General features: G+C 33.4%; 13 protein-coding genes. 6 read left to right on the top strand and 7 right to left on the bottom strand.

Going from position 1 to position 13,387, the window contains the following annotated elements:
* Positions 1-65: 65 nt before the first annotated feature.
* The 4 genes from BT156_RS00835 to BT156_RS00820 all read left to right on the top strand — a co-directional run bounded on the left by BT156_RS00835 (position 66) and on the right by BT156_RS00820 (position 5,622).
* On the top strand, positions 66-1,103 hold the full coding sequence (locus BT156_RS00835) for a PLP-dependent cysteine synthase family protein (RefSeq protein ID WP_072406276.1): 1,038 nt from the start codon (positions 66-68) through the stop codon (positions 1,101-1,103).
* Positions 1,104-1,175: 72 nt separating this feature from the next.
* Positions 1,176-2,438: an aminotransferase class I/II-fold pyridoxal phosphate-dependent enzyme gene (locus tag BT156_RS00830; protein ID WP_072406274.1), complete on the top strand. Its 1,263-nt coding sequence runs from the start codon at positions 1,176-1,178 to the stop codon at positions 2,436-2,438.
* Between the two features lie 75 nt (positions 2,439-2,513).
* Positions 2,514-3,392 carry a DMT family transporter gene (locus tag BT156_RS00825; RefSeq protein WP_072406273.1) on the top strand — a complete coding sequence of 293 codons (879 nt, stop codon included), beginning with the start codon at positions 2,514-2,516 and terminating at the stop codon, positions 3,390-3,392.
* Between the two features lie 40 nt (positions 3,393-3,432).
* Complete coding sequence (locus BT156_RS00820) at positions 3,433-5,622, top strand: B12-binding domain-containing radical SAM protein (protein ID WP_072406271.1); 2,190 nt, start codon at positions 3,433-3,435, stop codon at positions 5,620-5,622.
* A 196-nt stretch (positions 5,623-5,818) separates the two neighbouring features.
* Here BT156_RS00820 and BT156_RS00815 read toward each other — a convergent pair whose 3' ends face one another.
* The 3 genes from BT156_RS00815 to atpD all read right to left on the bottom strand — a co-directional run bounded on the left by BT156_RS00815 (position 5,819) and on the right by atpD (position 8,558).
* Positions 5,819-6,640, bottom strand: coding sequence for a hypothetical protein (locus BT156_RS00815; RefSeq protein ID WP_072406269.1), 822 nt, complete (start codon positions 6,638-6,640; stop codon positions 5,819-5,821).
* A gap of 79 nt (positions 6,641-6,719) precedes the next feature.
* Complete coding sequence (locus BT156_RS00810) at positions 6,720-7,001, bottom strand: FoF1 ATP synthase subunit delta/epsilon (RefSeq protein WP_072406267.1); 282 nt, start codon at positions 6,999-7,001, stop codon at positions 6,720-6,722.
* Positions 7,002-7,049: 48 nt separating this feature from the next.
* Positions 7,050-8,558: a F0F1 ATP synthase subunit beta gene (gene atpD / locus BT156_RS00805; RefSeq protein WP_072406950.1), complete on the bottom strand. Its 1,509-nt coding sequence runs from the start codon at positions 8,556-8,558 to the stop codon at positions 7,050-7,052.
* Between the two features lie 321 nt (positions 8,559-8,879).
* Between atpD and BT156_RS00800 the strand changes: the two genes are divergently transcribed.
* On the top strand, positions 8,880-9,800 hold the full coding sequence (locus BT156_RS00800; protein WP_072406948.1) for a bifunctional riboflavin kinase/FAD synthetase: 921 nt from the start codon (positions 8,880-8,882) through the stop codon (positions 9,798-9,800).
* Here BT156_RS00800 and BT156_RS00795 read toward each other — a convergent pair.
* Positions 9,797-10,150 carry an MmcQ/YjbR family DNA-binding protein gene (locus BT156_RS00795; RefSeq protein ID WP_072406265.1) on the bottom strand — a complete coding sequence of 118 codons (354 nt, stop codon included), beginning with the start codon at positions 10,148-10,150 and terminating at the stop codon, positions 9,797-9,799. The genes BT156_RS00800 and BT156_RS00795 overlap by 4 nt on opposite strands.
* Positions 10,151-10,247: 97 nt before the next feature.
* On the opposite strand from BT156_RS00795, the gene BT156_RS00790 reads away from it, so the two are divergent.
* Positions 10,248-10,904: an NAD(P)H-binding protein gene (locus BT156_RS00790; RefSeq protein WP_072406263.1), complete on the top strand. Its 657-nt coding sequence runs from the start codon at positions 10,248-10,250 to the stop codon at positions 10,902-10,904.
* 141 nt (positions 10,905-11,045) lie between these two features.
* On the opposite strand, the gene BT156_RS00785 is transcribed toward BT156_RS00790, so the two are convergent.
* The 3 genes from BT156_RS00785 to kdsB all read right to left on the bottom strand — a co-directional run bounded on the left by BT156_RS00785 (position 11,046) and on the right by kdsB (position 13,266).
* A complete protein-coding gene (locus BT156_RS00785; RefSeq protein WP_066758267.1) occupies positions 11,046-11,624 on the bottom strand; it encodes a glutathione peroxidase in 579 nt (192 codons plus the stop codon).
* Between the two features lie 178 nt (positions 11,625-11,802).
* Positions 11,803-12,465 (bottom strand): histidine kinase, encoded by a 663-nt coding sequence (locus BT156_RS00780; RefSeq protein ID WP_072406262.1) that lies wholly within the window; start codon positions 12,463-12,465, stop codon positions 11,803-11,805.
* Between the two features lie 72 nt (positions 12,466-12,537).
* On the bottom strand, positions 12,538-13,266 hold the full coding sequence (gene kdsB / locus BT156_RS00775) for a 3-deoxy-manno-octulosonate cytidylyltransferase (protein WP_072406260.1): 729 nt from the start codon (positions 13,264-13,266) through the stop codon (positions 12,538-12,540).
* Positions 13,267-13,387: the final 121 nt, after the last annotated feature.

Below are 13,387 nucleotides of genomic sequence, written 5' to 3'. Positions count from 1 at the left end.
AAGTTTAGAAATTATTTATTTTTTTGTATTTTTGCGGTCAGATTTTTATTGAAAAATAACAAATAATGAGTAATGTTTACGATAATATCCTTGGCCTAATAGGGAACACGCCTATGGTGAAGCTAAATGCTGTGACGAAAGATATTCCTGCAACCGTTTATGCCAAGTTAGAATCATATAATCCTGGACATTCCACTAAAGATAGAATCGCACTTCATATTATTGATAACGCTGAGAAAAAAGGATTATTAAAGGAGGATTCTGTAGTGGTAGAGACCACTTCAGGGAATACCGGATTTTCTATTGCAATGGTTTGCATTATTAAAGGATACAAATGTATTCTTGCAGTAAGCGACAAAACCAAGCCTGAAAAAATTGCTTATCTTAAAGCACTTGGAGCTATTGTATATATATGTCCTGCGAATGTACCTGCGGATGATCCGAGATCATATTATGAAGTAGCAAAAAGAATTGCTTCAGAAACGCCAAATTCAGTTTATATCAATCAGTATTTTAATGAGTTGAATATTGATGCACATTATCAAAGTACTGGACCTGAAATTTGGGAGCAAACAGAAGGTAAGATCACGCATCTTTTTGCATGCACCGGAACAGGTGGAACATTATCCGGTTCGGCGAAGTTTTTAAAGGAAAAAAATCCAAACATCAAGATTATTGGTGTTGATGCTGATGGTTCTATTTTAAAGAGCTACCACGAAACAGGAGAAATTCACAAAGAAGACGTTCATCCTTACCAGATCGAAGGAATGGGGAAAAATTTGATCCCTTCTGCCTTGCTTTTTGACAAAGTAGATGAATTTGTAAGAGTGAATGATGAAATGTCTGCCTACAGAACCCGTGAGATAGCTCTAAAAGAAGCAATTATGGGAGGTTATACAACAGGAGCAGTAACACAGGGATTGATACAATATGCACAGTCTCATGAGTTTTCTAAAGACGATGTCGTTGTTTTGATCTATCCTGACCACGGTTCAAGATACATCACCAAAGTTTACAGTGATAAATGGATGGCTGAGCAAGGGTTCGTTAATAATTGTGTACACAACTATGATGAAGTTTTCAAGACAGAATTCATTAAATAAGAATAAATAATTTTATACAAATCAAGCCTTTTTTGTAGATCACAAAAGGCTTTTTACTTAAATATTAATAAAATGTTAGATATTTTTGATCGTATTAAACAAAATCCAGGTCCATTGGGACAATTTGCAGATTATGCAGAAGGATATTTTGTTTTCCCAAAATTGGAAGGTCCGATTGGTCCAAGAATGAAATTTCAGGGTAAAGATGTAATTTTCTGGAGTGCCAATGACTATTTAGGACTTTGCAACCATCCGGAAGTTTTAGAAGCTGATGCAAAAGCTGCTGCAGAATACGGAATGTTTTATCCGATGGGCGCAAGAGCTATGTCTGGTGAAACTCAGCAACATCAGCAATTGGAAAAAGAATTGGCAGAGTTTACTCAAAAAGAGTCTGCTTATCTTTTAAATTTCGGTTATCAGGGAATGGTTTCGGCTATTGATTCATTGGTTACAAGACACGATGTGATTGTTTATGATTCTGATTCTCACGCTTGTATCGTGGATGGAGTTCGTCTTCATATGGGGAAAAGTTTTACGTTCAAGCATAACGATATTGCAAGTTTAGAAAAAAACTTGGCAAGAGCAACTAAAGTGGCAGAAGAAAACGGAGGCGGGATTTTAGTAATTACTGAAGGTGTTTTCGGAATGAGAGGAATGCAGGGGAAACTTAAAGAAATTTGTGATTTAAAATCAAAATTCAAATTCAGATTGTTGGTAGACGATGCGCACGGTTTCGGAACTTTGGGTAAAACCGGAGCTGGAGCTGGTGAAGAGCAAGGCTGCCAGGATCAGATCGATGTATATTTCTCAACTTTTGCTAAATCTATGGCAGGTTTCGGAGCATTTCTTTCGGGAGATGAAACGATCATCAGATTCTTAAAATACAATCTTCGTTCTCAGATTTTTGCTAAATCTTTAACAATGCCAATGGTAATCGGAGGTTTGAAAAGACTGGAGCTTTTAAGAACTCGCCCGGAGATTAAAGCTAAATTATGGGAAAACGTAGTTAAACTTCAAAATGGTTTGAAAGAAAGAGGTTTCAACCTTGGAAACACAAATACTTGTGTAACTCCTGTTTTCATTGAAGGAACTACGATCGAAGCTACTCTTTTAGCAAAAGATCTAAGAGAAAATTACGGTGTATTTACCTCAGTTGTAGTATATCCGGTGATTCCAAAAGGAATGATCTTGCTAAGATTAATTCCTACGGCTTCTCATACAGATTCAGAAATTAATGAAACTTTAGCTGCTTTTGATGGCATCAAAGAAAAATTAAATTCAGGTGCTTACGCAGAAATGGAAAAGCAAATGAACATCGAGTACAAACAAATGTAATTTCGATATCATCATATAAATACAAAAAAACCACTGATCCTTTTCAGTGGTTTTTTATAAAATAGAATTAAATTAATGAAGTTAAAGGGTTATGCTTTAGGAATTATTTCAGCGGTTTCATATGGTTTGATTCCTATTTTCATCCTGCCTGTGAAGCAAGCACATTTTTCATTAGACATAACTTTATTTTATAGATTTTTATTTTCTGCCTTAATGATTGGCGGATATTTACTCTATTCTAAAGAAAATCTTTCTATTAATAAAAAAGAAGGATTAATTTTAGCTGCCTTAGGAACGTGCTATGCATTTTCTTCCGAACTCTTATTTTTAGGATACGATTATCTCACAGCCGGAATTGCTTCAACCGTACTTTTCATTTACCCTGTGATCGTCGCATTAATCATGTTTTTCTTTTATAAAGAGAAACTCACAAAACTTTCCATCATATCCTTACTTCTTGCTTTTACAGGCGTAATTATTTTATGTTTGAAGGGAAAAGGCTTGGAAATCAATTATGCAGGATTAGGAATTGTAATGTTAAGTTCTTTATTTTATGCACTTTACATTATTATTGTCAATAAATCGAATATTAAAGTTTCGGGTTTTAAACTTTCCTTTTATTCCATGCTTTTTACTTCAGGATTTTTTATGATTAAAGCGTTGACAGGAAAGGAATCTTTTGGGATTCCATCAACAGCTGTCTTTTTTAACTTGACAATCTTTGCATTTCTTACAACCGTTATTTCAACTTTATGTTTGGTATATGCGATCAAAAATATTGGTTCTACTCCTGCGGCAATTCTGGGAGCATTGGAGCCTGTAGTAGCTGTAATGGTGAGTGTTATGATTTTTCATGAAAAATTTACCTTTAATTTATTCATCGGAATTTCGTTAATTCTTTTTGGAGTTATTCTTAATGTGCTTGCAGGAAGTAAAAAAATTGCCCATTCATAAAATTTAAAATATTTAAAATAACTTTACAAAAAATTTACTGTTGAAAGATCTGCTTCTTATCACTCCGCCTTTTACCCAACTTAATACACCTTATCCCGCAACGGCTTATATCAAAGGTTTTTTGAACACAAAAAATATTTCTAGCTATCAGATCGATTTGGGGATTGAGGTTATTTTGGAATTATTTTCAAAAGACGGAATTCAGAAAATTTTCGATACAGAAATTGACATTCAAAATATCTCAGAAAACTCTCAGAGAATTTTTGCTTTAAGAGAAGAATATCTAAAAACAATCGAACAGGTTATTTCATTTTTGCAGGGTAAAAGTCCTACGTTGGCGAGACAAATCTGTAGCATGAATTTCCTTCCTGAAGCCTCCAGATTCAATCAATTGGATGATATGGAATATGCTTTCGGAAACATGGGACTTCAGGACAAAGCTAAACATTTGGCTACCTTATACTTAGAAGATCTATCTGATTATATTGTTGAGAATGTGGATTCGGATTTTGGTTTCAGCAGATATGCAGAACGATTAGGGAAAAGTGCTAATTCTTTTGATGAATTATATTTAAAACTATCAGATAATCAAACATTTATTGATGATTTTACATTAAAAATTCTTCACGAAAAAATTGAAACTGTTCAGCCAAAGTTGATCTGTTTTTCAATCCCTTTTCCGGGAAATTTATATTCATCTTTTAGATGTGCAAAGTTCATCAAAGAAAACTATTCTCACATCAAAACTGCCATGGGTGGCGGTTTTCCGAATACTGAATTAAGAGAAATCAAAGATAAAAGAGTTTTTGAATTTTTCGATTTTATAACATTGGATGATGGTGAACTTCCGATTGAATTGCTTCGTGAAAATATCAACACTGAAGTTGAAACAGCAGAATTTAAACGTACTTTTTTAATTGAAAATCAAGAAGTTACTTATAAAAACAATTCTAAGCGACACGATTACAAACAGGCAGATATCGGAACTCCCGATTACACTGATTTACAGCTAGATAAATATATTTCCGTTATTGAAATAGCCAATCCGATGCACAGTTTATGGAGCGACGGAAGATGGAATAAATTAACAATGGCGCATGGTTGCTATTGGGGAAAATGTACTTTTTGTGATATTTCTTTAGACTATATTAAAATTTACGAACCTATTTCCGCAAAAATTCTTGTTGACAGAATGGAGGAATTGATCGCTACGACAGGCGAAACAGGATTCCATTTTGTAGATGAAGCAGCTCCACCTGCTTTGATGCGTGAAGTTGCGCTGGAAATTCTGCGAAGAAATCTTGTCGTGACTTGGTGGACGAATGTTCGTTTTGAAAAAAGTTTTACGCGAGATCTATGCTTTTTGCTAAAACTTTCCGGTTGTGTTGCCGTTTCGGGTGGACTTGAAGTTGCCAGTGACCGACTGTTAAAATTAATCGACAAAGGAATTTCTGTGGAACAGGTTGCCAAGGTTACAAGAAATTTTACTGAAGCAGGAGTTATGGTTCATGCTTATTTGATGTACGGCTACCCTACCCAAACCATTCAGGAGACTATTGATTCTTTGGAAATGGTTCGACAGTTATTTGAAATGGGAATTCTACAAAGCGGATTTTGGCATCAGTTTGCAATGACTGCCCATTCACCTGTCGGATTGAATCCCGAGGAATTTGGAGTTACCCCGATTAAACAGGAAATATTATTTGCCAACAACGATATTGATTTTACAGACAAAACAGGAATCGATCATAGCAAATTTAGTTTTGGGCTAAAAAAATCTCTCTTCAATTATATGCACGGAATTAATTTTGAAATTCCGTTAAGTGATTGGTTTGATTTTAAAATTCCGAAAACGACAATTCATTCCGATTATATTCACGATTGTCTTTTGGAAGAAGATGATTTTAAATTTAAAGGAAATTCAAAAATCGTTTTTTTGGACAAAAACGTAATCGCTGAGAATTACATAAAAACAAAAAAGCAGAATTCATGGGCGTACACGCAACTTACGTTCCATTTAAAAACCAATATCGTAAAAATAGATTTGGAACAGGAAAAAGCAGAATGGCTGGTAAAAACGCTTAAAGAAAATTCTACAGATAACGCAAAAAAAATTACGCTTCAACAATTGAAGATTCAGTTTGAAGAAAATTTAGAAGACTTTGAATTATTTTGGTTTTCAAAACCAATGCAGCAGTTGAAAGATAATGGAGTTGTTTTGAGTTTGTAAATTTGAGAACTATTTTATTTAATCTATAATACATAAAAGATACACATTAAGTTTATCATTCCTATGGAATGACAAAGTGAATGGAAAAATAAAACTCTTGAAAGTTAATTTTCAAGAGTTTTTTATAGATTTTGGCTGAAGCCAATTGAATTTATTCCTTATTTAAACGGGCTAAAGCCCGTTCCTATTGATGATTTTATTTTTGAACACCATCTTTTACAACCTCTCCAACAGTCACTTTATCCTGAATTTTAATAAAACTAGGATCCATTATAGCCATTCTTTCTGCGATAGCTTTGTAGGTAGGAAATTTTAAAATTGAAGCTCTTCCGGACATTTCTCTGTAAAGCGTAAAAATCTTTCCGTTAGCAGTCTTTATCTGTTTAGTTGTCGTAATATATTTACCTATATATTTACTTTTTGCATCATATACTTCTATATCTAAAAAAGATTTCTCATAAACTGTATCATCAGAACCAAAGCTTACAGGTAAATTGGTGAAGTATCCCACCGGAACACCATTACTTAGAATTTCGCCAACATTATTGATCTCAATTTTCAGTCTATCAATTTTACTTCTTGTTGTGTATGCATCTTTGGTTTTAGAATCAAGCTTTCTTTTAGGTGGATTTTTAAAAACTTCATCTAAATTTTTAATATTAATTCCTCTTTCATCGATAATTTTCAACCCTTTTATTGAAGTGTATACTGCCGATTTTTCTTCACCAGAAAATGCAGATGGCGAAATATAATCCAGATCCAATGTTTTATCTCTGTTGTAAACACGATTGAGGGTAATATAACTATCTCTTACAGAATCAACTATACCCTTATCAATAAATTGCATTGTGTAAATCGGAGTTTCCTTTAAATCTAAAAAAGTATATTCATTTGATTTATTGGAAATTTTTGCAACATGCACTCCGTCAAGACTTACAATTCCTCTTTTGGTTTTAATACTTTGGGCATTGAGGAAAATGCTCAAAATTGTAAACAACATGATTATATTTTTCTTCATAAAATCAAATTTTTACATGACATAAAAAAAGTGTAACCAAAGTTACACTTTTTGAAAATATATTTAGCTTTTCATTTAATTATTCGCAAAGGATGATTCCTTTATTATGATTAAATTCTACAACACCGCTTTTGATTGAATAAGAAAAAACAGAGTCTTTCTCATTTTCTTTAGTGAAGTTTTTAGCAAAAGCTTCATCAATAGATTGAGCAAAAAGCTTTACTTTACCGCCGATCAAAGAAGAAACGATTCCTGCGTGGTTTTTCATGATGTGAAATTCACCATTCTTTCCAGGCAACAATACTGAGTCTACTTCTCCTTCAAAAACTACGTATTCTGGTGTTAAAATTTTTATATTCATATTTTTTAGGCTTTAGGCTTTAAGCTTTAGGCATAAAGCGTTCAAAAATTAAGCGTTATCAGCTAACATTTTTTGTCCTGCTGCGATAGCTTCTTCGATAGTCCCTTTCAAGTTGAAAGCAGCTTCTGGTAAGTGATCTAATTCACCATCCATAATCATGTTGAATCCTTTGATAGTATCTTTGATATCTACCAATGATCCCGGAATACCTGTAAACTGTTCAGCTACGTGGAAAGGCTGAGATAAGAATCTCTGAACTTTTCTAGCACGGTAAACAACAGATTTATCTTCTTCAGAAAGTTCTTCCATACCAAGGATCGCGATAATATCCTGAAGCGCTTTGTATCTCTGAAGAATTTCTTTTACTCTCTGAGCACAGTTATAATGCTCTTCACCAATAATTTCCGGAGCCAGGATTCTTGACGTTGAAGCCAATGGATCTACTGCCGGGTAAATACCCAATGAAGCAATTTTTCTATCTAGTACCGTTGTTGCATCCAAGTGAGCAAACGTTGTTGCAGGAGCCGGGTCAGTTAAGTCATCGGCAGGTACATAAACCGCCTGTACTGAAGTAATTGAACCGTTTTTAGTTGAAGTAATTCTTTCCTGCATCGCACCCATTTCAGATGCCAATGTTGGTTGGTAACCTACCGCAGATGGCATACGACCAAGAAGTGCAGATACCTCAGAACCAGCCTGTGTAAAACGGAAGATGTTGTCTACAAAGAAAAGTACGTCTCTACCTTGTCCAGTTTCACCTCCATCTCTGTAGTACTCAGCTAATGTAAGACCAGAAAGTGCTACTCTAGCTCTTGCACCTGGTGGCTCGTTCATTTGTCCGAAAACGAATGCAGCTTTAGATTCTTTCATAGCTTCTAAGTCTACTTTAGAAAGATCCCAACCTCCGTTTTCCATAGAGTGCATAAAATCATCACCATACTTGATAATTCCTGATTCCAGCATCTCTCTCAAAAGGTCATTTCCTTCTCTCGTTCTTTCACCTACTCCGGCGAAAACAGAAAGACCTCCGTGTCCTTTTGCAATATTGTTAATCAACTCCTGGATCAATACAGTTTTACCTACACCGGCACCACCGAACAAACCAATTTTACCTCCTTTTGCGTAAGGCTCAACTAAGTCAATTACTTTAATACCTGTGAATAAAACTTCAGCAGAAGTTGAAAGTTGATCAAATTTCGGAGCTGGTCTGTGAATTGGAAGACCACCTTCCTTAGAAATATTTTGAAGCCCGTCGATAGCATCACCAACAACGTTGAATAGTCTTCCGTTCACGGCATCACCGATTGGCATAGTAATAGGATTTCCGTATCCGATCACATCCTGCCCTCTTTGAAGACCGTCTGTAGCATCCATTGCGATACATCTTACAGTATCTTCACCAATATGTTGTTCTACCTCTAAGACTACTTTTTCACCGTTTCCTTTTGTAATTTCCAATGCATCATAAATACTTGGAATTGCTTCCACATCTTTAAATACTACGTCGATTACAGGACCAATAATTTGAGAAATTTTTCCTTTAATTTGGTTTGCCATTGCTAAATTTTTTCTTGGTGCAAATATAATGATTCTTACCAAACCCACAATTGCTAAAAAAAAGATTTTTATCATGCTTTTCGTATTAAACAAAAGGAATCAGGATTTAGGATTTAGTTGAAATGGTTGGTATTTAAAATTAAAGATTTAAGATCTATATTTAAATATTTAATAATTAATATTGATATTCATTTAGAATATTTTAAATCATCCTATTTTCAAATTAATAATTTATCGAATTTTCTTATTGAAAATAACTCTTACTATATAATAATAGATCATTTTAAAGGCTTTATATTTGCAGTCAAAATTTTTTCCGTTTTGAAAGTTTTCAAAAATTTTAGTGATTATTCTTCTCAAAAGCCTTTAGCATTGTCTTTAGGTATGTTTGACGGGGTGCATCTGGGACATAAAAGTATTATCGATGAATTACAAAAAGTAGGTTCAGAGAACAATTTGGAGACTGCTATCCTCACTTTTTGGCCGCATCCGCGATTTATTTTTAATCCAAATGAAGATCTTAAGCTTCTGAATACCTTGGAAGAGAAAAAATCGTTGATGGAAAAATATGACATTCATAATTTATTCCTTAAAGAATTTGATGAAGAATTCAGAAATCTTACGGGAGAAGAATTCGTTCGTCAGATTTTAGTTGAAAAATTAAACGTAAAATATTTAATTATAGGTTACGATCATTCTTTCGGAAAAAATAAAAGCGGAAACTTTGAATTGCTTCAAAAATTATCTAAAGAATTAGATTTTGAGGTTGAACAAATGGAAGCGATCAACATTCATGAGAACAATATCAGTTCTACGAAAGTTCGAAATGCGCTTTTAAGTGGTAATATTAAAGAAGCCAACGAAATGTTGGGTTACTCCTACTCTGTTTCCGGAACGGTGGTCCATGGAAAAAAATTAGGGCGAACAATCGGCTATCCAACGGCCAATATCGGAACTGAAACTATAAAACTTTTACCTAAAAAAGGTGCTTATATTGTTGAAGTTTTAGTTAAAAACCAACAATACAAAGGAATGTTAAGCGTAGGCACAAATCCAACCGTAAATGGCGAAAAATTAACTGTAGAAGTTTATATCCTTGATTTCGAAGGAGATATTTATGACGAAAATATCACAGTGAAATTCAGAGATTTTCTTCATGAGGAAATTAAATTTGAAGGACTGGAAAAATTAGTTGAAAGACTGGATGAAGACAAAAGATTAACGGAAGAATTTAATTTTTAGCCGTTTACAATTTCCTCTCTTGCTTTTTTCGTTAATGAATTAAATACCAATTCATAAGACTGATCAATCAATTTAAAAATCAAATCTCTTTTTAATCCATCTACGGAAACCGAATTCCAGTGTGTTTTATTCATATGAAATGCGCCTGTAATTTGTGGGTATTGCTCGCGAAGTTCTGCACTCCATTCCGGATCTGTTTTTACATTAATTCCTAAAGGCTGTCTTTCAAGCCCCATTAATAAGAACATTTTTGTTCCTACTTTCATTACAAGCGTCTCATTATCAAAAGGAAAAGTTTCTGTAACTCCTTTTTTTGCTAGGCAATAATCTAGTATTTCGTTGGCATCCATGAATTTTAATAAATGATAAGTGATTAATAATCATTGATATTAATTTCAAATTTAGTAAATTTAAGAAAGAAACATCATCACCATAAACAATATTATTATGAAAGCTTTGGTAATCGGCGCTACAGGTGCTACAGGAAAAGATTTGGTTAATCAATTACTTAACGATAAAGATTTTGAAAAAGTTGATGTCTTCGTGAGAAAACCTATTGATATTCAGGACAATAAATTGAAAGTTCATGTCGTTAATTTCGAAAAACCGGAAGAATGGAAGGATTCTGTAAAAGGTGATGTTGCTTTTTCGTGTCTTGGAACGACTTTGAAAAGTGCAGGAAGCAAAGAGGCTCAAAGAAAAGTTGATTTCGATTATCAATATGAATTTGCAAAAGCTGCCAAAGAAAATGAGGTTGATGACTATGTTTTAGTTTCCGCTTACGGAGCTAATCCTAAATCTAAAATTTTCTATTCTAAAATGAAAGGCGAATTGGAAGAAGCTGTAAAACAGTTACATTTCAATAAAATTACAATCTTCAAACCAGGAATGTTGGAAAGAAAAGATTCCGAAAGAACCGGAGAAGTCTTAGGAAGCAGAATTATAAAATTTGCGAATAAATTGGGGCTTTTGGAAAGTCAGAAACCCCTTCCGACAGATATTTTAGCCAAAGCAATGATTAATTCTGCCAAAATAAAAAGTAATGGTTATTCTAGTATTAAATTGGGGAATATTTTTTGCTTTGCGGAGAAGAGTAACGAGTAGAAGAAGTTATAAATTTTGAATTATGAGTTATAGATTATTAACGCTTCGACTCCGCTCAGCGTGACATTCCTAATACTATTTTGTATAATTTGAACGTGTCACGCTGAGCGGAGTCGAAGCGTTAATAAGTATTTCTTTATTTTATTTCAGATATTTTGTAATCGCCTGATCAGTAGGTTTTGTAGTACTGATAAAACTATCAACCAATTTTCCGTTTTCATCGATTAAAAATTTCGTGAAATTCCAAAGGATGGTCGTATTTTTCACTCCGTTTAAATCTTTTTCAGTTAAATATTTAAATATTGGAGCCGTATCATCTCCTTTCACTGAAACTTTTGCAGCTAATGGAAATGTTACACCATAATTTTTTTGACAAAAAGCTCCGATCTCAGTGTTCGTTCCGGGCTCCTGCCCTCCAAAATTGTTTGCAGGGAAACCTACGATTACTAATTTATCTTTATATTCTTCATAAACTTTTTCAAGATCAGCATATTGTGGAGTAAATCCGCATTCCGAAGCTGTATTTACGATAAGGATTTTCTTTCCTTTGAAATCTGCAAAGTTGATCTCTTTACCTTCTTCCAGAGCATTAACTTTGAAATCGTATATTGTTTTTCCCATAAGTTCGTTGGTTTTAGTTTTAGACAATTCACTTTTTTGGTTGGTGCAACTTTGTAGAAATGCTACAAAAGAAAGCATCAGTAAGAAAACCTTTTTCATTTTAGTATATTTTCTTTAATTAAAATTATTCTATATCTGATTTTAATAATGTTTTTTCTTTAACGCAAAGCTCGCAAAGATTTTTTTGACGACTAATTGTTTTTAAGGATCGCAAAGGCGTTTGACTACGTCGAATCTTCGATTTCACTCGGCAAAGGTCATCAAGTTTTTTGGATTATTAAAACTTAAAAATATTCGCAGGAAATACTTTATTGATGTCAATTTTATTAATTAACATTACATAATCTCCATCTTTTTTAGGACTTGAAGATTCAATTCTGAAAGGCATTACCAAGTTTCCAACTTTCTTATAATCAGAGTAGCTTACTGTTTCATCTTTCTTTATCTCCTTCAAAAGCATGTATGTTTTGGTGTCAAAATAATAGTAATTTTTATTTACATTTTTCGTCAATTCAACTTTATGACAGTAAATTTCTCCTACTTTTTCTTTTCCTAAATATTTTGCATCAAAGCCTTTATTTTCCCAGTCTATGAAGTCATTATCAAAACTTTCCGGCACATAATTCGGATATTCCTGAACTTTGTTGGTTGCATAGTTCATTGCATATCCCTTATTTCCGTCGTAGCCTTCAATAGCTGTTTCTTTATTATTTATGGTAAGAACGGTCTTGGTAAGATTCGGACGCTCCTGAAAGATCTTAATCGGATATTCGTCTTTAATTCCCAAGATTACTTTTCCCTGAAGCAATACTGAATTTAACAGTTTCCAATTGGTTAATCCTCCGGATAATTCGATGTTTTTTTCTATAATTTCCTTTGCCGTCTGTGCAAAAAAAGTTTGCGAATAAATCAGGACGAATACTAAAAGTAATTTCTTCATTAATTCAATTTTATCAATTCAAATATAAGGCTTTAAATAATTTACCAATGTATCAATCTAGTAATTTACCAATTATTCTGATATTATTTTTCGGGCTTTCTCTAAATCTTCCGGTGTATCGATTCCCACTCCCACAAAATTTGTCTCTATCATCTTGATTTTCATGCCATATTCTAAATAACGGATGCATTCTATCTTTTCTGATATTTCCAACGGTTTCATTTCTAATTTTGAGAACTGAAGCAAAGCATGTTTTCTGAAAGCATACACTCCGATATGTTTAAAATAACTTACATCATAAGAAATTTCTCTGTGAAAAGGAATCACAGAACGACTAAAATACAATGCAAAACCACTGTTATCCGTAATAACTTTTACATTATTTGGATTTTCGATCTCTTCTTTTTCAGTGAGTTGTATTTTTAATGAAGCTAAAGAAATTTCCTGATTTTCATCTTCTCTAAAAACTTCAATTAATTGCTTTAAAGGTTTTAACTTAAGAAAGGGTTCGTCACCCTGAACATTGATAACGATATCACAATCAATATTTTGTACAGCTTCTGCAATTCTATCGCTTCCTGTTTCGTGTTGTCCGGTCATGACAGCTTTTCCGCCATTATTCTCAATTTCATTAAAAATAATTTCAGAATCGGTGGCCACAAAAACTTCATCGAACAAACCTGTTTCAACAACATTTTTATATGTTGTCGTAATTACAGTTTTTTCGCCTAAAATCTGCATTAATTTTCCCGGAAAACGGCTTGCTTCGTAGCGTGCGGGAATGACAGCAATGATTTTCATAAGGTAAAATCGTTATAAGTTGTTAATTATGAGTTTCTTTTAATTTAAATAATTAGCTAAAAAGATAATTCCGTAAATCCATGAAATGTAAAGAAATGAATAAAAAAATCCAAATGCTAAA

The sequence above is a fragment of the Chryseobacterium limigenitum genome, from assembly GCF_900114875.1.
Lineage (GTDB): Bacteria > Bacteroidota > Bacteroidia > Flavobacteriales > Weeksellaceae > Chryseobacterium > Chryseobacterium limigenitum.
The sequence above is the reverse complement of the archived record's forward strand: the minus strand, read 5'-3'. Positions and strand labels throughout refer to the sequence as shown.

Excerpts from the sequence above, each read along its gene's own strand:
- BT156_RS00790 (WP_072406263.1), top strand. The coding sequence starts at position 10,248 with ATGAAAGCTTTGGTAATCGGCGCTACAGGTGCTACAGGAAAAGATTTG.
- BT156_RS00815 (WP_072406269.1), bottom strand. The coding sequence starts at position 6,640 with ATGAAGAAAAATATAATCATGTTGTTTACAATTTTGAGCATTTTCCTC.
- atpD (WP_072406950.1), bottom strand. The coding sequence starts at position 8,558 with ATGGCAAACCAAATTAAAGGAAAAATTTCTCAAATTATTGGTCCTGTA.
- BT156_RS00825 (WP_072406273.1), top strand. The coding sequence starts at position 2,514 with ATGAAGTTAAAGGGTTATGCTTTAGGAATTATTTCAGCGGTTTCATAT.
- BT156_RS00830 (WP_072406274.1), top strand. The coding sequence starts at position 1,176 with ATGTTAGATATTTTTGATCGTATTAAACAAAATCCAGGTCCATTGGGA.
- BT156_RS00780 (WP_072406262.1), bottom strand. The coding sequence starts at position 12,465 with ATGAAGAAATTACTTTTAGTATTCGTCCTGATTTATTCGCAAACTTTT.
- BT156_RS00810 (WP_072406267.1), bottom strand. The coding sequence starts at position 7,001 with ATGAATATAAAAATTTTAACACCAGAATACGTAGTTTTTGAAGGAGAA.
- BT156_RS00835 (WP_072406276.1), top strand. The coding sequence starts at position 66 with ATGAGTAATGTTTACGATAATATCCTTGGCCTAATAGGGAACACGCCT.
- BT156_RS00795 (WP_072406265.1), bottom strand. The coding sequence starts at position 10,150 with ATGGATGCCAACGAAATACTAGATTATTGCCTAGCAAAAAAAGGAGTT.
- kdsB (WP_072406260.1), bottom strand. The coding sequence starts at position 13,266 with ATGAAAATCATTGCTGTCATTCCCGCACGCTACGAAGCAAGCCGTTTT.
- BT156_RS00785 (WP_066758267.1), bottom strand. The coding sequence starts at position 11,624 with ATGAAAAAGGTTTTCTTACTGATGCTTTCTTTTGTAGCATTTCTACAA.